This is a genomic window from Streptomyces sp. NBC_00647, assembly GCF_045207245.1.
In the GTDB taxonomy this organism is placed as follows: domain Bacteria; phylum Actinomycetota; class Actinomycetes; order Streptomycetales; family Streptomycetaceae; genus Streptomyces.
On record NZ_CP109040.1, the window covers coordinates 5397402 to 5417705 of the forward strand.

Below are 20304 nucleotides of genomic sequence, written 5' to 3' on the forward strand. Positions count from 1 at the left end.
GCGGGAGGATCGCGCACATGACAGCACTCGACCTCAGCAGCCCCGTGGCAGTCGTCGGTACCGGCACCATGGGCCAGGGCATCGCCCAGGTCGCGCTGGTGGCGGGCCACCCCGTGCGGCTCTACGACGCGGCTCCCGGGCGGGCCGGGGCGGCGGCCGAGGCGATCGGCGCCCGTCTCGACCGGCTCGTCGCGAAGGACCGGCTCACCGGCGCCGACCGGGACGCCGCACGCGCCCGGCTCCACCCGGCCACGAGCCTCACCGACCTCGCCGACTGCGTACTCGTCGTCGAGGCGGTACTCGAACAACTCGACGCGAAACAGCAGCTGTTCAGCGCCCTCGAAGACATCGTCGGGGACGACTGCCTGCTCGCCACCAACACCTCCTCGCTGTCCGTCACGGCCATCGGCGGCGCTCTGCGCAACCCGGGGCGCCTCGTCGGGCTGCACTTCTTCAACCCGGCGCCGCTGCTGCCCCTCGTGGAGGTCGTCTCCGGGTTCGCGACCGACGTCACGTCGGCCACGCGCGCGTACGAGACGGCCCGCGCCTGGGGCAAGACTCCCGTCGCCTGCGCGGACACCCCCGGTTTCATCGTCAACCGCATTGCGCGGCCCTTCTACGCCGAGGCCTTCGCGGTCCACGAGTCCCAGGCCGCCGACCCCGCCACGATCGACGCGGTCCTGCGCGAGTCCGGCGGCTTCCGGATGGGCGCCTTCGAGCTCACCGACCTGATCGGCCAGGACGTCAACGAGTCCGTCACGCACTCCGTGTGGCAGTCCTTCTTCCAGGACGTGCGCTTCACGCCCTCGCTCGCGCAGCGTCGGCTCGTCGAGTCGGGCCGGCTCGGCCGCAAGACGGGACACGGCTGGTACGACTACGGCGTCGAAGCCGAGCGGGACGAGCCGCACACCGCGGAGAAGGCGCAGGCACCGGCGTACGTCGTCGTGGAGGGCGACCTGGGCCCCGCCGCCGAGCTCCTCGACCTGATCCGCGAAGCGGGCATCCGGGTCCGTGAGGACGAGGAGGACCACGGCACCCGCCTGGTCCTGCCCAGCGGCGGCCAGCTGGTCCTCGCCGACGGCCAGACCTCGGTCGAATTCCGCGACGTCGTCTACTTCGACCTCGCGCTCGACTACCGCAAGGCCACCCGGATCGCCCTGTCGGCGTCCCAGGACACCGCTCCCGAGACGCTCTCCGAGGCCATCGGCCTCTTCCAGGCGCTCGGCAAGGACGTCAGTGTCATCGGCGACTGCCCCGGCATGATCGTCGCCCGCACGGTGGCCCGGATCGTCGATCTCGCGTACGACGCCGTCGCCAAGGGCGTGGCCACCGAGGAGGACATCGACACCGCGATGCGCCTCGGCGTCAACTACCCCCTGGGCCCCTTCGAGTGGAGCCGCAGGCTCGGCACGAACTGGTCGTACGACGTCCTGGACGAAATGCACGTACGCGACCCCTCCGGGCGCTACGCGCCGTCGCTGGCGCTGTACCGCCACGCCTACGCCGACCAGAAGCGGGAGGGTACCTCGTGACCACCGCCAAGCGGGACACGTACACCCCCGAGACGCTGCTCTCGGTCGCTGTCCAGGTCTTCAACGAACGCGGGTACGACGGCACCTCCATGGAGCACCTCTCCAAGGCGGCCGGCATCTCCAAGTCGTCGATCTACCACCACGTCGCGGGCAAGGAGGAGCTGCTGCGGCGCGCGGTGAGCCGGGCGCTGGACGGTCTCTTCGGGATCCTCGACGAGGAGCACGCGTGCGTGGGGCGTGCCGTGGAGCGCCTGGAGTACGTCGTACGGCGCATGGTCGAGGTGCTCACCTCCGAGCTGCCCTACGTGACGCTGCTGCTGCGGGTGCGCGGCAACACGGGCGCCGAGCGGTGGGCGCTGGAGCGGCGCCGCGACTTCGACCACAGGGTCGCCGAGCTCCTGAAGGCCGCGGCCGCCGATGGGGACGTACGCGGCGACGTGGAGGTCCGGCTCGCCACCCGGCTGGTCTTCGGGATGATCAACTCGCTCGTCGAGTGGTACCGGCCCGACGCGCGCGGCATGGGCGCGCGGGAAGTGGCCGACGCCGTGGTGGTGCTGGTCTTCGGAGGGCTCCGGCAGGAGTCGTGAGGGTGTCGGGAGCCCGGCAGGTCAAGGCTCCGGCGGAATCGTGAGGGTGTCGGGAGGCCCGGGAGGCCCGGGAGCCCCCGGAGCCCGCGAGGCCCCGGAGCCCGCGAGCCCGGGACTCCGGGAGGCCCGGGCTCCGGTGGATCCGGGCTCCCGGCAGGTCCGGAGCTCCGGCAGGAGTCGTGCGCCCCCGCACGTCCGGCGGCCTCAGCCCTCCGGTTCCAGGTCCTCTTCCTCGAAGACCAGCAGCGTCCGGCTGCTGAGCACCTCCGGGATGGACTGGAGACGGGTGAGCACCAGCTCGCGCAGCGCCCGGTTGTCCGGCGTGTGCACCAGGAGAAGTACGTCGAAGTCGCCACCCACCAGAGCGATGTGCGAGGCCCCGGGGAGCACCCTCAGCTGCTCCCGCACCGTGCGCCAGGAGTTCTGCACGATCTTGAGGGTGATGTACGCCGACGTGCCCTGACCGGCGCGTTCGTGGTCGACGCGTGCCCCGAAGCCGCGGATCACGCCGTCCTCGATGAGCCGGTTGATCCGCGCGTAGGCGTTGGCCCGCGACACATGGACCCGTTCGGCCACGGAACGGATGGAGGCACGGCCGTCCGCCTGGAGCATGTGCAGGATGTCCTGGTCGATCGCGTCGAGCGGACGGGCGGGCGGCGCGACGGGGCCGGCCTCCGGCGGCTCGGCCATTTGTTCAGGTGCCATGTCCCCCCGCCTCCCTACCATGGACGTACTGCGTCCATCTCAGGCTCTGCAGAACCGTTTGTCCACAGCCTGGCGGTGCCTGTAGCCAAAATGTGCCGACGACCGAACAATCGGTAGGTGAGGGGCGTCACATCCGTGACGCGTCTGAAGCCGCTCCCACGAGGAGGTGCCGTCATGACGGTCATGGAGCAGCGAGGGGCCTACCGGCCCACGCCGCCGCCCGCCTGGCAGCCCCGCACCGACCCTGCGCCGCTGCTGCCCGACGCGCTGCCCCACCGCGTCCTCGGCACCGACGCGGCCGCGCAGGTCGATCCGGCCCTGCTGCGCCGTCTGCACGCGGAGCTGGTGCGCGGCCGCCGCTACAACGTTCAAGCCACCGCCCTCACCAAGCAGGGCCGTCTCGCCGTGTACCCCTCCAGCACCGGACAGGAGGCCTGCGAGGTCGCCGCCGCGCTCGTGCTGGAGGAGCGTGACTGGCTCTTCCCGAGCTACCGCGACACCCTCGCCGCCGTCGCCCGCGGCCTGGACCCCGTCCAGGCCCTCACTCTTCTGCGCGGCGACTGGCACACCGGCTACGACCCGCACGAACACCGCATCGCCCCCCTGAGCACCCCCCTCGCGACGCAGCTCCCGCACGCCGTGGGCCTCGCGCACGCCGCCCGCCTCAAGGGCGACGACGTGGTCGCGCTCGCCCTGGTCGGCGACGGCGGCACCAGCGAGGGCGACTTCCACGAAGCGCTGAACTTCGCCGCCGTGTGGCAGGCGCCCGTCGTCTTCCTCGTGCAGAACAACGGATTCGCCATCTCCGTCCCGCTCGCCAAGCAGACCGCCGCCCCGTCGCTGGCCCACAAGGCCGTCGGCTACGGGATGCCGGGCCGCCTGGTCGACGGCAACGACGCGGCGGCCGTGCACCAGGTCCTGAGCGAGGCCATCGCCCACGCGCGGGCGGGCGGCGGTCCCACCCTCGTCGAGGCCGTGACGTACCGCATCGACGCCCACACCAACGCCGACGACGCGACCCGCTACCGCGGTGACTCCGAGGTCGAGACCTGGCGCGGGCACGACCCCATCCTGCTTCTGGAGCGCGAGCTGACCGAGCGCGGTCTGCTCGACGAGGCCGCCCTGAAGGCGGTGCGCGACGACGCCGAGACGATGGCCGCGGACCTGCGTGAGCGCATGAACATGGACCCGGTGCTCGACCCCATGGACCTGTTCGCCCATGTGTATGCCCAACCCACTACTCAACTGCTTGAGCAGGAGAGCCAGCTGAGAGCGGAGCTGGACGCCGAGGCGGACGGCTCGCACGGAGCGGGCCCGCACGGCCCGGAAGGAGCCGGGCGATGACCACCGTTGCCCTCAAGCCGGCCACCATGGCGCAGGCGCTCGGACGCGCCCTGCGCGACGCCATGGCCGCCGACCCGGCCGTCCATGTCATGGGCGAGGACGTCGGCACCCTCGGCGGCGTCTTCCGGGTCACCGACGGGCTCGCCAAGGAGTTCGGCGAGGACCGCTGCACGGACACCCCGCTCGCCGAGGCGGGCATCCTCGGCGCGGCGGTCGGCATGGCCATGTACGGCCTGCGGCCGGTCGTGGAGATGCAGTTCGACGCGTTCGCCTACCCGGCCTTCGAGCAGCTGATCTCGCACGTGGCGAAGATGCGCAACCGCACCCGGGGCGCCATGCCGCTGCCCATCACGATCCGCGTCCCCTACGGCGGCGGCATCGGCGGCGTCGAGCACCACAGCGACTCCTCCGAGGCCTACTACATGGCGACCCCGGGTCTCCATGTAGTCATGCCCGCGACCGTCTCCGACGCCTACGGACTGCTGCGCGAGGCCATCGCCTCGGACGACCCGGTCGTCTTCCTGGAGCCCAAGAGGCTGTACTGGTCGAAGGACTCCTGGAACCCGGACGAGCCGCCGGCCGTTGAGCCGATAGGCCGCGCGGTGGTGCGGCGCCCGGGCCGGAGCGCCACGCTCATCACGTACGGGCCGTCCGTACCCGTCTGCCTCGAAGCCGCCGAGGCGGCGCGGGCCGAGGGCTGGGACCTCGAAGTCGTCGATCTGCGCTCGCTGGTGCCGTTCGACGACGAGACGGTCTCGGCGTCGGTGCGACGGACCGGACGAGCGGTCGTCGTGCACGAGTCGGGCGGGTTCGGCGGCCCGGGCGGGGAGATCGCGGCCCGCGTCATGGAGCGCTGCTTCCATCACCTGGAGGCACCGGTGCTGCGCGTCGCGGGATTCGACATCCCGTACCCGCCGCCGATGCTGGAGCGGCACCACCTGCCCGGTGTCGACCGGATCCTGGACGCCGTGGGGCGTCTGCAGTGGGAGGCGGACAGCTGATGGCACAGGTGCTGGAGTTCAAGCTCCCCGACCTCGGGGAGGGACTCACCGAGGCGGAGATCGTCCGCTGGCTGGTGGAGGTCGGCGATGTCGTCGCCGTCGACCAGCTCGTCGTCGAGGTCGAGACGGCCAAGGCGATGGTGGAGGTCCCCTGCCCGTACGGCGGCGTGGTCACCGCCCGCTTCGGCGAGGAGGGCACGGAACTGCCCGTGGGGGCACCGCTGCTGACCGTCGCCGTGGGCACGCCGGACACCGGCGGTGCCGCAACGGACGACAAGGACGACAAGGACGACGAGGGCTCCGGGAACGTGCTGGTGGGTTACGGCACGGCTGCGCCCCCGGCTCGGCGCAGGAGGGTACGGCCCTCCGGCGGTACCGCGGCCGGTGGCCGACGGGCGGCCGGTGCGCCGGCGGGGGCTCCGTCCCCGGCGGGCACGGGTGCCCCGGCCGGCCGGCGCGAGCCGGTCCGCCCCGAGCCCGTCGCCGCCGCGCCTTCGGCTGCGGCAGGCCAGGCGGAGGCCGCCCGGAACGGCGTCACCGCCACGCGGGGTGACGGTCCCGTGCCGGTCATCTCGCCCCTGGTGCGCCGGCTCGCCCGGCAGAACGGCGTGGATCTGCGGGAGTTGGAGGGCTCCGGCCCCGAGGGACTCATCCTGCGGGCCGACGTCGAGTACGCGCTGCGCGCGGCGGCGACCGGTCGGCTGCGGTCGTCCGCCGACATGGAGCCGCACCCCGCCCCGGCGGTCGGGCTCGGCTCCGAGGCGACCTTCGCGGCGCCCTCGTACGGCAGCGCGCCCGCTTCGGTGTCCTCGCACGCGGACATCGCGTCGGTCGTGCCCGGTGCGGCCGACGTGTCCCGGGGCGCCACTCCGCAGGGTGTCCGTGTCCCTCTTCGGGGTGTCCGCGGTGCCGTCGCCGACAAGCTCTCGCGCAGCCGGCGCGAGATCCCCGACGCGACCTGCTGGGTGGACGCCGACGCGACGGAACTGATGCAGGCCCGCAGGGCGATGAACGCGGCCGGTGGCCCGAAGATCTCCCTGCTCGCCCTGCTGGCCCGGATCTGCACCGCCGCGCTGGCCCGCTTCCCCGAGCTCAACTCGACGGTCGACATGGACGCCCGCGAGATCGTCCGGCTCGACCAGGTGCACCTGGGCTTCGCGGCCCAGACCGAACGGGGGCTCGTCGTTCCCGTCGTGCGGGACGCGCACACGCGGGACGCGGAGGGGCTGAGCGCGGAGTTCGGCCGGCTGACCGAGGCGGCCCGGACCGGGAAGCTGACGCCCGCGGACCTCACGGGCGGCACCTTCACGCTGAACAACTACGGCGTGTTCGGCGTCGACGGCTCCACACCGATCATCAACCACCCCGAGGCGGCCATGCTCGGCGTCGGCCGCATCATCCCCAAGCCCTGGGTGCACCAGGGGGAGTTGGCGGTGCGTCAGGTCGTCCAGCTCTCGCTCACCTTCGACCACCGGGTGTGCGACGGCGGCACGGCGGGCGGTTTCCTGCGCTATGTGGCGGACTGCGTGGAACAGCCGGCGGTGCTGCTGCGCACCCTGTAGCCCCGGCGGGTCCGATCACCCCCGTCCACATGCTGTGCCCGGGGGTGGCAATGATCCTTCGGGCGCCCATACTCGGGGGATGACCGCGTACGAGTCCGAGGGCGCGACCGGGCGACCGGGCGCCTCCGGCCCGCCGGGCACCCCCGGTGCCGATGCCGTGTACGACGCCGTCGTGCTCGCGGGCGGTGCGGCCCGGCGGCTCGGCGGCGCGGACAAGCCCGGCGTCCGGGTGGGCGGCCGGGCACTGCTGGACCGGGTGCTGGCCGCGTGCGCCGGTGCCACCCGCACGGTGGTCGTGGCCGAACGCAGGGCCACCGCCCGCCCCGTGGAGTGGGCCCGCGAGGATCCGCCGGGCGGGGGACCGCTCGCCGCGCTGGACGCCGGACTGCGGCACACCACCGCGCCGTACGTCGTCGTGCTCTCGGCCGATCTGCCCTTCCTGGAAGCGGGGACGGTACGGCGCCTGCTGGACACCCTCCGGGACGACGGCACGCACCGCACCCCGCCCGCCTCCGGGAACGACCACCCGGGCCACCCCGACGGCGTGCTCCTCACCGACCCCGACGGGCGCGATCAGCCCCTCGTGGCCGTCTACCGCGCGGACGCGCTGCGCCGTGAGCTGACCGTGCTCGCCGCCGCACACGGCGGACTCGGCGGACTGCCGCTGCGACGGCTCGTCGCCGCCCTCGACCTCACTCGTCTCTCCGATCCCGTCGCGTCCTTCGACTGCGACACCTGGGACGACATCGCCACCGCTCGAGCACGCATCAGGGAGCATGGGCACGTGTTGGATGAATGGATTTCCGCAGTCAAGGACGAGCTGGACATCGACCTGGACGTCGACATCGGCGTTCTGCTCGACCTGGCCCGCGACGCCGCACATGGGGTGGCCAGGCCCGCCGCGCCGCTGACGACGTTCCTCGTCGGATACGCGGCGGCACGGGCCGGTGGCGGACCGGAAGCTGTCGCCGAGGCCTCCCGCAAGGCCACGGCGCTCGCGCTCCGCTGGGCCGACGAGGACACCCCCGACCCGAAACCGGACGCCGCCGACGGCGCGAAGCCCGCCACCGACACCGGACCGGACGCCGGATGACCGCCGCCCGCTCCACCCGGGACAGCCAGGACGCCGACGACTTCGACGTCGAGGAAGCGCTCGCCCTGGTCAAGAAGGCCGGTGTCCGCGCGTCCGGTGAGCCCGGCCGAGCGGACAGCACCGCCGCGGACCCCCAGGGAACCGACAAGGCGGCGGTCCCCGCGCCCAACGCGCGGGACGGCGGCACGGGCGGGCACACCCCCCACCGGGCCACCCCGTGGCCCGAGGCCCGGGCCGTCGCGGAGCGGGCCGCCCGCTCCGTGCCCCGCCGCACCCCCGTCCCGGTCCCCCTCGACGCCGCTCTCGGCCTCGTCCTCGCCGCCCCCCTGACCGCGCTCACCGACCTTCCCTCCTTCGACACCTCCGCCATGGACGGCTGGGCGGTCGCCGGACCCGGGCCCTGGGAGGTACGGGAGGACGGCCTACTCGCCGGGCAGGCGGCGCCGGAGCGGCTCACCGACGGCGAGGCGGTGCGGATCGCCACCGGGGCCCGCGTCCCGAGGGACGCGACCGCCGTCCTGCGCAGCGAGCACGGCCGCCTCGACGCCAAGGGGCGTCTGCACGAGGGCGACGCTCAGGAACCCGGCTCCGCCCGTTCACGGGGGACCCGCGTGGTCGCGCACGGGCAGGACATCCGCCCGCGCGGCCAGGAGTGCCGCAGCGGCGACCAGTTGTTGCCGCTCGGAGCGCTGGTCACCCCGGCCGTGCTGGGTCTCGCGGCGGCCGCCGGGTACGACACGCTCGCCGTCGTTCCCCGCCCGCGCGCCGAAGTTCTCGTGCTCGGTGACGAGTTGCTGACCGAGGGACTGCCCCAGGAGGGGCTGATCCGGGACGCGCTCGGACCCATGCTGCCGCCGTGGCTGCGGGCCCTCGGTGTCGAGGTCGTCGCGGTGCGCCGGCTCGGCGACGACGCCAAGGCGCTGCACAAGGCGATCACCGGCTCCCGGGCCGACCTGATCGTCACCACGGGCGGCACCGCGGCGGGCCCCGTCGACCATGTCCACCCCACGTTGCGCCGCATCGGCGCCGAACTCCTGGTGGACGGCGTCAAGGTGCGGCCGGGACATCCGATGCTGCTGGCCCGCACCCAGGAGAACCAGCATCTCGTCGGCCTGCCCGGCAACCCCCTGGCCGCCGTCTCCGGGCTGCTCACGCTCGCCGAGCCGCTGCTGCGCACCCTGGCCGGTCGCGCGGCCCCGGACTCGTACACGCTGCCTCTCAAGGAAGCGGTGCAGGGGCACCCGTACGACACCCGGCTCGTCCCCGTCTCGCTGCGCGGCGACCGGGCCGCGCCGCTGCACTACAACGGCCCGGCGATGCTGCGGGGCATCGCCGCCGCCGACGCGCTCGCGGTCGTCCCGCCGGGCGGTGCGCGAGCCGGCCAGGAGCTGGAACTCATCGATCTGCCGTGGGCCACCGCGGGGATCGACGCGTGCTTCATCTGAGCCGGACCGAGGGCGGGAGCGGCATGAATCCGAACGGGGTGTGTTTCACGTGAAACTTCCGGGCCAGGATGCGATCGCCCGCCAGGCGGACGAGCATCTCGTGACCCACCAGGTGAAACTGCCGCGGAAGGTCGTGGAGCGTCCGCTCCGGCAGGTCGCCAAGCGGCTGGTGATGGCGTTGCTGGTGCTGGTCTCCACCGCGCTCATCGTCTGGTTCGACCGGGACGGCTACACCGACAACTCGGACGGGAGCGTCGACCTGCTCGACGCCTTCTACTACGCGACGGTCACCCTTTCCACCACCGGTTACGGCGACATCACCCCGACCAGCGATATCGCCCGGCTCATCAACATCCTGATCATCACGCCGCTGCGGGTGCTCTTCCTGATCATCCTGGTCGGCACCACGCTGGAGGTCCTCACGGAACGCACCCGTGAGGAGTGGCGCCTGAACCGCTGGAGGGCGGCCTTGAGGGATCACACCGTCGTTGTCGGCTTCGGAACCAAGGGACGGTCGGCCGTCGAGACCGTCTGCGCGACCGGGCTGAAGAAGGAGCAGGTCGTCGTCGTCGACCCGAGCCCCAGGGTGGTGGACGCGGCGACGGCCGACGGATACGCGGGAGTGATCGGCGACGCCACTCGCAGCGATGTGCTGCTGCGCGCCGAGGTCCACAAGGCGAGGCAGATCATCATCGCCACCCAGCGGGACGACACCGCGGTCCTGGTCGCCCTGACGGCCCGGCAGCTCAACCGAGGAGCGAAGATCGTCGCCGCGGTGCGCGAGGAGGAGAACGCGCCTCTGCTCAAGCAGTCCGGCGCCGACGCGGTCATCACCAGCGCCAGCGCGGCAGGCCGGCTGCTCGGGCTCTCCGTGCTCAGCCCCGCCGCGGGCATGGTGATGGAGGATCTGATCCACCAGGGCAGCGGGCTCGACATCGTCGAGCGGCCGGTCATAAAGGCCGAGGTGGGGATGGGCGTCCGCGAGACCACCGACCTGGTGGTCAGCGTCGTACGAGGTCATCGCGTGCTCGGGTACGACGATCCGGAGGTCGGCACCCTGCAGCTGATGGACCGGCTGATCACGATCGCGCGGGTCACTCGGAACACCCAGGTGACACCGGGCATCCGGCCCCTGCCGCAGGAGTAGCGGTCATCTCCCAGGAGTAGCGTCCCTCTCATGTACGCGATCACGATTCCTGAACCTGGTGGGCCCGAGGCGCTGGTGTGGGACGAGGTCCCCGATCCCGTGCCGGCCGAGGGCGAAGTGCTGGTCGAGGTGGTGGCCGGCGCCGTCAACCGTGCCGATCTGCTGCAGCGCCAAGGCATGTACAACCCGCCGCCCGGCGCGTCCCTCTACCCCGGACTCGAATGCGCGGGGCGCATCGTCGAGGTCGGCACGGGTGTCCTGGGCTGGGCGGTCGGCGACGAGGTCTGCGCGCTGCTGTCGGGCGGCGGATACGCCCAGAAGGTCGCCGTTCCGGCCGGGCAGCTGCTGCCCGTGCCCGCGGGTCTGGACGTCGAGCAGGCGGCGGCACTGCCCGAGGTGACCTGCACCGTCTGGTCGAACGTCTTCATGGTCGCCCACCTGCGCCCCGGCGAGACCCTGCTCGTGCACGGCGGCTCCAGCGGCATCGGCACCATGGCGATCCAGCTGGCGAAGGCCGTCGGCGCGAAGGTCGCGGTCACGGCCGGCACCAAGGAGAAGCTCGACTTCTGTGCGGAGCTGGGCGCGGACATTCTGATCAACTACCGCGAGCAGGACTTCGTCGAGGAGATCGAGCGGGCCACCGGCGGGGCGGGTGCCGACGTCATCCTCGACAACATGGGGGCCAAGTACCTCGACCGGAACGTGCGCGCCCTCGCCGTCAACGGACGGCTCGCCATCATCGGCATGCAGGGCGGCATCAAGGCGGAGCTGAACATCGCCACCCTCCTGAACAAGCGTGCCGCCGTCAGCGCGACCTCGCTGCGCGCCCGGCCGCTCAGTGAGAAGGCGGCGATCGTGGCGGCCGTGCGGGAGCACGTGTGGCCGCTGATCGACTCCGGCCGCGTACGTCCGGTCGTCGACCGCAAGCTGCCGATGAGCGAGGCGGCGGAGGCACACCGGGTACTGGAGGCGAGCGGTCACATCGGAAAGGTGCTGCTGGTCGCTCCCTAAGGGCGGCGCACGCGCAGGGCCACGAAGGCCAGTCCCAGGCCGAGGCCTATGAGGATCAGGCCACTGCCCAGCGGCAGGATCTCCAGGACCGGCTCGGGCGGGGTAGCGGGGCCCACGATGTTCTGCTGGACGGGGACCGCGTCGTTCCGTGAGGGCTCGGGGGCCACGCTCGCCTCCGTGAGTCCGGCGTCGGTGCCGGGACCGGTGTCCTGGAGGTCCGTGGCGTCCGGGGCGTCCTGGAGGTCCGGCTCGGCGCGGCCGGGCCGCGAGCGCCCCTCGCCCGCGAAACTGCCCGCGCGGGAGGGGTCCGCCGTGGGGGTGGGCCTCGCCGGATCGGTGGCGGCGGGGCCTTCCGTCTCCGCGACGGCGGTCCCTCGGGCGGACGGAACGGGCGCGGTGGCGTACGAGGCGGTCCCGGAGCGCGCGGGGGCGGCGTACGCGAGGTGGCCGGAGCCGTTCAGCAGGGCGGCTGCCAGCAGCCCGGCCGTGGGCAGTGTGCGGAGCCATGGAGTCACGCCGGTGACCCCCTCCCGGTGCGGTTCGCCAAGACGGGTGCCGTGATCGACGGAACAAGCCTCACATGACGTGGTGATCCCGGCATCTCGACAGAAAGTGACCCTGTCCGCACGTGTCGGAGGCCGTCGAACGACCCTCGGATCGCGATGTGTGCCGTCGTACGTGGTGGATCACCGTGTAAGGGGGGCACCACCGTGATGGAGTGCAGGGGTGCGAGAGAATGGCGGCATGGAGATGCCGAGGAACGAACGGTCGCCGGAGAACCCTCAGATCCTGGTTGTCGGCCAGGACGGAATGGCTCTCGGTGGCACCGGGGACGAGGACTCCCGCGAGATTCCGGTGACGGAGATGGTGGAACAGCCCGCCAAGGTGATGCGCATCGGCAGCATGATCAAGCAGCTGCTGGAAGAGGTGCGCGCCGCTCCTCTCGACGAGGCCAGCCGGGTCCGGCTCAAGGAGATCCACGCGAGTTCCGTGAAGGAGCTGGAGGACGGTCTGGCCCCCGAGCTCGTGGAGGAACTGGAGCGTCTTTCCTTGCCCTTCACGGACGAGGGGACCCCCAGCGACGCGGAACTGCGTATCGCGCAGGCTCAGCTGGTGGGCTGGCTCGAGGGACTCTTCCACGGGATCCAGACGACCCTGTTCGCCCAGCAGATGGCGGCCAGGGCGCAGCTGGAGCAGATGCGCCGAGCCCTTCCGCCGGGTGTCGGCGGCCTGGAGGGCGACGAGGATCCCCGCACGGGAGGCCGTTCCGGCGGACCGTACCTGTAACCACGCAGGTCACCGATCCGCGCCTGCAACCACGCAGGCCACCCATCCGTCCCGTCATCCGGCGGATCAAGGTCACCCCGACCGAAACGGGCCCGGCACCGAAGTGCCGGGCCCGTTCCCGAATCCGCTGCCGGGCGTGCCCGGACCGCGCCGATGCTCAGGGACGCTTCAGGAGGGGTTGCCCGAGGACACCTTGAGCTCGATCTCGGGCATGTTCTTCGGGTCGACGTCCGTTCCCGCCGAGGGGAACTGGTCCATGACCGTGTCCTCGCCGTACGTGTTCTCGTCGACGCGCGTGACCTTCATCTGCCAGCCGGCGGCCTGGAAGCAGGACTTCACCGACGTCAGGTTCTTGTAGTGGAAGTCCGGGACCTGGATCTTGTCCGGGTCGTCGTACGACTCCGTCGCGTCGGTGCACTTGTCGGTGTCGATCGTCTTCGACGTGTCCGGACCCAGGTGCCCCGCCACCACGGAGGGCGACTTGCTGGCGTCTCCGCCGCCGCCCTTGTCGTCGTCTCCGCCGCCGCTCAGGGTGAGCGCCGTGACCAGGCCGCCGATCGCCAGAAGCGCGACGACGATCGCGCCGATGACGACTCCCTTGTTGCTCTTGCCGCCGGAGCCGCCCGACACGGGTGTCGTGGGCTGGGGCGTGAGGTTGTAGGGCGGCGGGGTCGACGTGCCGTGCTGCGGGGAGTACGCGGAGGTCTGCGGCGGAGTCTGGTAGCCGCCCTGCTGCGGGTAGCCGTACGCGGGTGCGGGCGTCGGCGCGCCGTACGGGCCCGGCTGGTACGGCGTCTGCACGGGGCCGGGTGCCGGAGTGCCCTGGTCGACGGGCGGGAAGACGGCGGAGCCGACGCCCGAGCCGCTCGGCGTCTGGGCGCCCGGCACGATGCTCGGCGCGGCCGCCTGGAACGACTGGGAGACCCGCAGGCACTCGTCCCGCATGATCTCGGCGCTCGGGAAACGCTCGTTCGGGTTCTTCTTCAGCGCGCGGGCGATCAGCGCGTCCACCGCCGGGGGCAGCGAGCGGTTGACCGAGGAGGCCGCGACCGGCTCCTCCTGGACATGCGCGTAGGCGATGGCGAGCGGGGAGTCCGCCTCGAACGGCAGCCGCCCGGTGACCAGCTGGAACAGCATGATGCCGACCGAGTACAGGTCGGACCTGGCGTCGACGCCCCGGCCGAGCGCCTGCTCCGGGGAGAGGTACTGCGGGGTGCCGACGACCATGCCGGTCTGCGTCATCGAGGTGACGCCGGACTGCATGGCGCGGGCGATGCCGAAGTCCATGACCTTGACGACGTTGCGCTTCGTCATCATCACGTTGCCCGGCTTGATGTCCCGGTGGACCAGGCCCATCTCGTGGCTGATCTCCAGGGCCGCCAGCACGTCCGCGGTGATCTTCAGGGCCTTGTCGGCGGGCATCGCGCCGTACTGCTGGATGTCCGCGTCGAGGACCGAGCCGAGCGGCTTGCCCTCGATGTACTCCATGACGATGTACGGCGTCGTCATGCCGTCGAGGTCGTCCTCGCCGGTGTCGAAGACCGAGACGATGTTCGTGTGGGTGAGCTTGGCCACCGACTGGGCCTCGCGGCGGAAGCGCTCGCGGAAGGCCTGCTCGCGGCCGAGTTCGGTGTGCAGGGTCTTGATCGCGACCTGACGGTCGAGCACCGAGTCGTACGCGAGATGCACCGAGGCCATACCGCCCTCGCCGAGCAGATCGCGCAGCTGGTAGCGGCCGCCGGCGACCGCACGCCCCGCGTACCGGCCCTGTGCGCCGTCCTGGCTCATCTTCTGCGTCCCCCGCGGCCTTGGTGATCGATTGGCTTATTCCGGGCCAAGTCTGCCCGAGGGCACGGACACGTCAAGCTCGGTGCCCGATCCGTGACCGTCTGCGAAAGAAGCGTCGCGGAAGCGTTACAGGTGGCGTACGACCGGTACACGGAATTTGCACGCACGGACCTGTGACGGGTTTGATGGCCGGTCCATCTCACGCTCATCTCGGACCGGCGCCCTGCGCGGAGCCTGTAGCGTGGCCCGACGGAGACCGTAACAACCACCGCGCAGACCGCGGGCAGAAACGACGGCGAGGACTGATGGCACAGCAGCAGCGCGCTCAGGGCCCGTCCGACCCCGAGGCGACTGGCGGCGGTATGTCAGATGCGCCGGAGATGTGGGGTAACGGCGGGCTGGTCGGCGACGGCCGATACCGGCTGACACGCAGACTCGGCCGGGGCGGCATGGCCGAGGTGTTCGCCGCCGAGGACGTGCGTCTCGGGCGGACCGTGGCGGTCAAGCTGCTCCGTTCCGACCTGGCCGAGGACCCCGTGTCCAAGGCCCGCTTCACGCGCGAGGCACAGTCGGTCGCGGGGCTCAACCACCATGCGGTCGTCGCCGTGTACGACTCCGGCGAGGACGTGGTCGGTCACGGCGTCGTCCCGTACATCGTGATGGAGATCGTCGAGGGCCACACGATCCGCGATCTGCTGATCAACGCCGAGGCCCCCGGGCCCGAGCAGGCGCTGATCATCGTCTCCGGTGTCCTGGAGGCGCTCGCCTACTCGCACCAGCACGGCATCGTGCACCGTGACATCAAGCCGGCGAACGTGATCATCACGGAGACCGGCGCGGTCAAGGTGATGGACTTCGGCATCGCGCGCGCCCTGCACGGCGCGCAGTCGACGATGACCCAGACCGGCATGGTCATGGGCACACCGCAGTACCTCTCCCCGGAGCAGGCGCTCGGCAAGGCCGTCGACCACCGCTCCGACCTGTACGCGACCGGCTGTCTGCTCTACGAACTTCTCGCGCTGCGGCCCCCGTTCACCGGCGAGACGCCGCTGTCGGTGGTGTACCAGCACGTCCAGGACATCCCGGTGCCCCCGTCCGAGGTCTCGGACGGGGCGCCGCCGGAGCTGGACGGGCTCGTGATGCGCGCCCTCGCGAAGGATCCGGACGACCGGTTCCAGACCGCCGAGGAGATGCGCGGCCTCGTCCAGTACGCGCTGCAGATGCTGTACGACCACGGCAGCCACACCGGCGCCTGGAACACCGGCCCGGTCACCCTGCACGAGGGGCTGCACAGCCAGACGTCCGGTTTCGCCGGCACGGCCGCGCTGCCGCACCCCGGTGACTCCGGAACGACGCAGATCCCGGCGCCGCTCATCCCGCCCTACCGGGGCGGCGGTGACGACGGCGGCTTCGAGGGGCACGGCAACAGGGGCGGCGGCCGCGGCAAGCTGTGGCTCCTCGCGGTCTTCGCCGTGATCGCGATCGCGGCGGGTGTCGCTCTGGCGCTCAACAACACCGGTGGCGGTGGGGGCACGGGGAGCAGCACCACGCAGTCGCCGACGAGCAAGCAGTCCGACAAGGGCGACGATTCCACGAAGCAGCCGAGCGACGAGGCGACGGACGACTCCACGGACGACACGTCGGACGACTCGACCAACACCGGCGACAACACGGACTACCCGCCGTCGTACGAGCCCTCCGAAAGCGCGACCAGCCAGCCGCCGTCCTACGAGCCGACCGACAAGCCCACGAAGACGGCGCCCACCACGGCGGACCCGACGGACGAGTCGCCTCCTGTGACGGAGGAGCCGACGCCGAGCGAGCCGGCGGCCAGCAACACCCCCGACGCGGACAGCCTGGGCTGACCGCGGGGGCGGGATCCGAAGGGATCCGGCCCGGCACACCCACTCACCCACGCGCGCGTGCGGCCCACCACGGGCTTCACGCGCGCGTTGCGTCGGGCGTCCCGCGGGTCACCGGGCGTGCCGGTGCCCGGGTTCCCGGCCGCCGTCCGTGGAGTGCACGCTGGAGAACTGGGGGGCGATGCCGAGATAGACCGGCTCGAACGGCTCGCCGTCCACGAACCGCGGCGCGGGACCGAAGAGCTCCAGTTCGGCGGCGGTCGGCTCGACGGGGTCGCACCGGCCCACGACCTGCGCGGTCCACAGGCTCTCGCCCGGCCGCGCGGAGCCCAGGTTGTCGGTGCCGTACGCGACGACGCTGCCGGCGCACGCGCGGTGGTATCCACAGGCGCGGGGCATGCGCAGCAGGATGCGGCCGTCCACCACGATGTGGCGGGCGAGGCCCAGGAAGGGCAGTGCGCGCATGCTGGTGGCCACCCGGCCGTATTCGGCGCGGCCGATGAGTTCCACGGCCGGCTCTTCTTCGGCGGGCCGCTCGGTCGTCGAGCGTTCGTCGATGGGCATACCGCCCAATCTCCGGCACCGGCGGGAAGGGAAAAAGAGGCGCCCGCCCCCCGAAAGCGGGGCCGAAAGTCCCGAATCGTTCAGTGGTGCTGCTGTTCCGCCTGGATACGCGCCACATAGGCCGCCGCCTGCGACCGGCGTTGCATTCCCAGTTTGGACAGCAGACTCGACACGTAATTCTTGATCGTTTTCTCGGCGAGGTGCAGTCGCTCCCCGATCACGCGATTGGTGAGCCCCTCGCCGATCAGATCGAGGATCTTGCGTTCCTGATCGGTGAGGCGGGCGAGCCTGTCGTCGCGCTTGGCGCCGCCTCCGTCCCGCAGCCGCTCCAGGACGCGGGCGGTGGCCACCGGGTCGAGCAGGGATTTTCCGGCCGCGACGTCCCGTACGGCCGCGAGCAGCTCGGTGCCGCGGATGTCCTTGAGGACATATCCCGACGCGCCCGCCATGATCGCGTCGAAAAGGGCCTCGTCATCGGCGTACGAGGTCAGCATCAAGCATTTGACGGCGTCGTCCCCGGAGCGGATCTCGCGGCAGACCTCCACCCCGCTGCCGTCCGGGAGGCGCACGTCCAGGACGGCCACGTCCGGGCGGGTGGCCGGGATCCGGACCAGCGCGTCGGCCGCCGTGCCGGCCTCACCGACCACTTCGATGTCGTCCTCGAAGGAGAGAAGTTCGTGGACTCCGCGGCGGACGACTTCGTGGTCATCGAGGAGGAATACGGTGATTTTCCCGTTTTCACGCACGCTGTCAGTGTCACACACGATCATGGGCATTGCCCCAAGTGAACTCTTCCCGAGCCAGGGGTGGCCGGGATAACGTGCCGGTGTTCCGGCCCCCTGCAAGGCTGTGACCAGTGCTGTGACCAGCGACTGTTCCCGACCCGCTCGATCTAGTAGGTAATCCAACTTCCGAAGTACTTGGATTTCCTATCAAAATCGCAGGTCAGGAGGGGTTTCACAGAATTGTGAAGCACTGGGTAACGTGACTGTTGCAGGGCGCTCGCCGGGGCACCTGTCACGCCTGTTCCCGGCCGAGTGGCACCCACCCCGTGCACGGGTGCCGGAACAGGCGAGCCGCCCCCCGAGCTCAAACAGCGAGCGAGGGGGACCCCAGCCTGCCGGCAACCCCGGGGGCCGGACCGACGGAGGAGCACACGTGACCGTGGAGAGCACTGCCGCGCGCAAGCCGCGACGCAGCGCCGGTACGAAGAGCGCTGCGAGCGCCAGTACGACCGGTACCAAGAGCGCCGCGAGCAAGCGAACCGCGCCCGCCAGGAAGTCGCCCGGGGCGACGAGCGGCGAGCCGGAGCTCGTTCAGCTGCTGACCCCGGAAGGCAAGCGGGTCAAGGACGCCACCTACGACCCGTACGTCGCCGACATCACCCCCGAGGAGCTGCGCGGCCTGTACCGGGACATGGTCCTGAGCCGCCGCTTCGACGCGGAGGCCACCTCCCTGCAGCGCCAGGGCGAGCTGGGCCTGTGGGCCTCGATGCTCGGCCAGGAGGCCGCGCAGATCGGTTCCGGCCGCGCCACGCGCGACGACGACTACGTCTTCCCGACCTACCGCGAGCACGGCGTCGCCTGGTGCCGCGGTGTCGACCCGACCAACCTGCTCGGCATGTTCCGGGGTGTGAACAACGGGGGCTGGGACCCGAACGGCAACAACTTCCACCTGTACACGATCGTCATCGGCTCGCAGACGCTGCACGCCACCGGCTATGCCATGGGCATCGCCAAGGACGGCGCCGACTCGGCCGTGATCGCGTACTTCGGTGACGGCGCCTCCAGCCAGGGCGACGTCCTGGAAGCCTTCAACTTCGGGGCGGTCTACAACGCTCCCGTGGTGTTCTTCTGCCAGAACAACCAGTGGGCGATCTCCGAGCCGACCGAGCGCCAGATGCGCGTGCCGCTGTACCAGCGCGCGCAGGGCTTCGGCTTCCCCGGCGTGCGGGTGGACGGCAACGACGTGCTCGCCAGCCTCGCGGTGACCCGCTGGGCGCTGGAGCGGGCCCGCAACGGCGAGGGCCCCACCCTGGTGGAGGCGTACACCTACCGCATGGGCGCGCACACCACCTCCGACGACCCGACCAAGTACCGGGCCGACGAGGAGCGCGAGGCCTGGGAGGCGAAGGACCCGATCCTGCGCCTGCGCGCGTACCTCGAGGCGACGAACCAGGCGGACGACGCATTCTTCGCGGAACTCGAGACCGAGAGCGAAGCGTTGGGCAAACGAGTACGCGAGGTCGTACGGGCCATGCCGGACCCGGACCACATGGCCATCTTCGAGAACGTGTACGCGGACGGGCACGCGCTCGTCGACGAGGAGCGCGCCCAGTTCGCCGCCTACCAGGCGTCGTTCGCGGACGCCGGGGAGGGCAAGTAGCCATGGCGACGGAAAAGATGGCGCTGGCCAAGGCGATCAACGAATCGCTGCGCACGGCGCTCGACGCCGACCCCAAGGTCCTCATCATGGGCGAGGACGTCGGCAAGCTCGGCGGTGTCTTCCGGGTCACCGACGGTCTCCAGAAGGACTTCGGCGAGGAGCGGGTCATCGACACCCCGCTCGCCGAGTCCGGCATCGTCGGCACCGCGATCGGCCTGGCCCTGCGCGGTTACCGCCCGGTCGTGGAGATCCAGTTCGACGGTTTCGTCTTCCCGGCGTACGACCAGATCGTCACCCAGCTCGCGAAGATGCACGCGCGGGCCCTGGGCAAGATCAAGCTCCCCGTCGTCATCCGCATCCCGTACGGCGGCGGCATCGGCGCCGTCGAGCACCACTCGGAGTCCCCGGAGGCGCTGTTCGCGCACGTGGCGGGCCTGAAGGTGGTCTCTCCGTCGAACGCCGGCGACGCCTACTGGATGATGCAGCAGGCCATCCAGAGCGACGACCCGGTGATCTTCTTCGAGCCCAAGCGCCGCTACTGGGACAAGGCCGAGGTCAACAAGGACGCCATCCCCGGCCCGCTGCACAAGGCACGGGTGGCGCGCGAGGGCAGCGACCTCACCCTGGTCGCGTACGGCCCGATGGTGAAGGTCTGCCTGGAGGCCGCCGCGGCCGCCCAGGAGGAGGGCAAGTCGATCGAGGTCCTGGACCTGCGCTCGATGTCCCCCATCGACTTCGATTCCATCCAGGCCTCGGTCGAGAGGACCCGCCGCCTGGTCGTGGTGCACGAGGCCCCGGTGTTCCTCGGGACGGGCGCGGAGATCGCGGCCCGCATCACCGAGCGGTGCTTCTACCACCTGGAGGCGCCCGTTCTGCGGGTCGGCGGCTATCACGCCCCGTACCCGCCGGCCCGCCTGGAGGAGGAGTACCTTCCGGGCCTGGACCGGGTGCTCGACGCCGTCGACCGCTCGCTGGCGTACTGAGGAGAGAG

The 20304-nt window shown here is 71.5% G+C and carries 18 protein-coding genes; 13 read left to right on the plus strand and 5 right to left on the minus strand.

The annotated features are described in order from the left end of the window. Positions 1–17 precede the first annotated feature (17 nt). Positions 18–1532, plus strand: a complete 1515-nt coding sequence (locus tag OG788_RS23720) for a 3-hydroxyacyl-CoA dehydrogenase (RefSeq protein WP_406373280.1) — start codon at positions 18–20, stop codon at positions 1530–1532. Further along, positions 1529–2119, plus strand: coding sequence for a TetR/AcrR family transcriptional regulator (locus OG788_RS23725; RefSeq protein WP_406373281.1), 591 nt, complete (start codon positions 1529–1531; stop codon positions 2117–2119). Before OG788_RS23720 ends, OG788_RS23725 begins: the two co-directional genes overlap by 4 nt. Before the next feature lie 204 nt (positions 2120–2323). On the opposite strand, the gene OG788_RS23730 is transcribed toward OG788_RS23725, so the two are convergent. Further along, complete coding sequence (locus tag OG788_RS23730) at positions 2324–2809, minus strand: Lrp/AsnC family transcriptional regulator (RefSeq protein WP_266765773.1); 486 nt, start codon at positions 2807–2809, stop codon at positions 2324–2326. A gap of 189 nt (positions 2810–2998) precedes the next feature. Between OG788_RS23730 and pdhA (OG788_RS23735) the strand changes: the two genes are divergently transcribed. The 7 genes from pdhA (OG788_RS23735) to OG788_RS23765 all read left to right on the plus strand — a co-directional run bounded on the left by pdhA (OG788_RS23735) (position 2999) and on the right by OG788_RS23765 (position 11427). Then, positions 2999–4168, plus strand: a complete 1170-nt coding sequence (gene pdhA / locus OG788_RS23735) for a pyruvate dehydrogenase (acetyl-transferring) E1 component subunit alpha (protein ID WP_406373283.1) — start codon at positions 2999–3001, stop codon at positions 4166–4168. Further along, a complete protein-coding gene (locus OG788_RS23740) occupies positions 4165–5169 on the plus strand; it encodes an alpha-ketoacid dehydrogenase subunit beta (protein ID WP_266760679.1) in 1005 nt (334 codons plus the stop codon). Before pdhA (OG788_RS23735) ends, OG788_RS23740 begins: the two co-directional genes overlap by 4 nt. After that, on the plus strand, positions 5169–6731 hold the full coding sequence (locus OG788_RS23745; protein ID WP_406373285.1) for a dihydrolipoamide acetyltransferase family protein: 1563 nt from the start codon (positions 5169–5171) through the stop codon (positions 6729–6731). The genes OG788_RS23740 and OG788_RS23745 overlap by 1 nt, the downstream gene beginning before the upstream one ends. 79 nt (positions 6732–6810) lie before the next feature. Continuing rightward, positions 6811–7824 (plus strand): DUF6457 domain-containing protein, encoded by a 1014-nt coding sequence (locus tag OG788_RS23750; protein WP_406373286.1) that lies wholly within the window; start codon positions 6811–6813, stop codon positions 7822–7824. Then, on the plus strand, positions 7821–9269 hold the full coding sequence (locus OG788_RS23755; protein ID WP_406373288.1) for a molybdopterin molybdotransferase MoeA: 1449 nt from the start codon (positions 7821–7823) through the stop codon (positions 9267–9269). Before OG788_RS23750 ends, OG788_RS23755 begins: the two co-directional genes overlap by 4 nt. A 40-nt stretch (positions 9270–9309) precedes the next feature. Then, positions 9310–10416 carry a potassium channel family protein gene (locus OG788_RS23760; RefSeq protein ID WP_406373289.1) on the plus strand — a complete coding sequence of 369 codons (1107 nt, stop codon included), beginning with the start codon at positions 9310–9312 and terminating at the stop codon, positions 10414–10416. Positions 10417–10446: 30 nt separating this feature from the next. Beyond that, positions 10447–11427, plus strand: coding sequence for an NAD(P)H-quinone oxidoreductase (locus tag OG788_RS23765; protein WP_406373290.1), 981 nt, complete (start codon positions 10447–10449; stop codon positions 11425–11427). Here OG788_RS23765 and OG788_RS23770 read toward each other — a convergent pair. Further along, positions 11424–11942: a hypothetical protein gene (locus tag OG788_RS23770; protein WP_406373292.1), complete on the minus strand. Its 519-nt coding sequence runs from the start codon at positions 11940–11942 to the stop codon at positions 11424–11426. The two genes, OG788_RS23765 and OG788_RS23770, sit on opposite strands and share 4 nt — an antisense overlap. A gap of 229 nt (positions 11943–12171) precedes the next feature. Between OG788_RS23770 and OG788_RS23775 the strand changes: the two genes are divergently transcribed. Further along, complete coding sequence (locus tag OG788_RS23775; protein ID WP_037614800.1) at positions 12172–12714, plus strand: bacterial proteasome activator family protein; 543 nt, start codon at positions 12172–12174, stop codon at positions 12712–12714. Between the two features lie 168 nt (positions 12715–12882). Here OG788_RS23775 and OG788_RS23780 read toward each other — a convergent pair whose 3' ends face one another. Next, entirely contained in the window at positions 12883–14502 is a 1620-nt protein-coding gene (locus tag OG788_RS23780; RefSeq protein ID WP_351536288.1) for a protein kinase domain-containing protein, read from the minus strand. 305 nt (positions 14503–14807) lie between these two features. On the opposite strand from OG788_RS23780, the gene OG788_RS23785 reads away from it, so the two are divergent. Further along, positions 14808–16367, plus strand: a complete 1560-nt coding sequence (locus OG788_RS23785) for a protein kinase domain-containing protein (protein ID WP_406373293.1) — start codon at positions 14808–14810, stop codon at positions 16365–16367. A gap of 108 nt (positions 16368–16475) precedes the next feature. On the opposite strand, the gene OG788_RS23790 is transcribed toward OG788_RS23785, so the two are convergent. Both OG788_RS23790 and OG788_RS23795 read right to left on the minus strand, forming a co-directional pair. Beyond that, positions 16476–16928, minus strand: coding sequence for a pyridoxamine 5'-phosphate oxidase family protein (locus OG788_RS23790; RefSeq protein WP_406373294.1), 453 nt, complete (start codon positions 16926–16928; stop codon positions 16476–16478). 80 nt (positions 16929–17008) lie between these two features. Next, a complete protein-coding gene (locus OG788_RS23795; RefSeq protein ID WP_406373295.1) occupies positions 17009–17674 on the minus strand; it encodes a response regulator in 666 nt (221 codons plus the stop codon). A gap of 412 nt (positions 17675–18086) precedes the next feature. Between OG788_RS23795 and pdhA (OG788_RS23800) the strand changes: the two genes are divergently transcribed. After that, positions 18087–19313, plus strand: a complete 1227-nt coding sequence (pdhA, locus tag OG788_RS23800; RefSeq protein WP_351536301.1) for a pyruvate dehydrogenase (acetyl-transferring) E1 component subunit alpha — start codon at positions 18087–18089, stop codon at positions 19311–19313. Between the two features lie 2 nt (positions 19314–19315). After that, on the plus strand, positions 19316–20296 hold the full coding sequence (locus OG788_RS23805) for an alpha-ketoacid dehydrogenase subunit beta (RefSeq protein WP_351536304.1): 981 nt from the start codon (positions 19316–19318) through the stop codon (positions 20294–20296). Positions 20297–20304 lie beyond the last annotated feature (8 nt).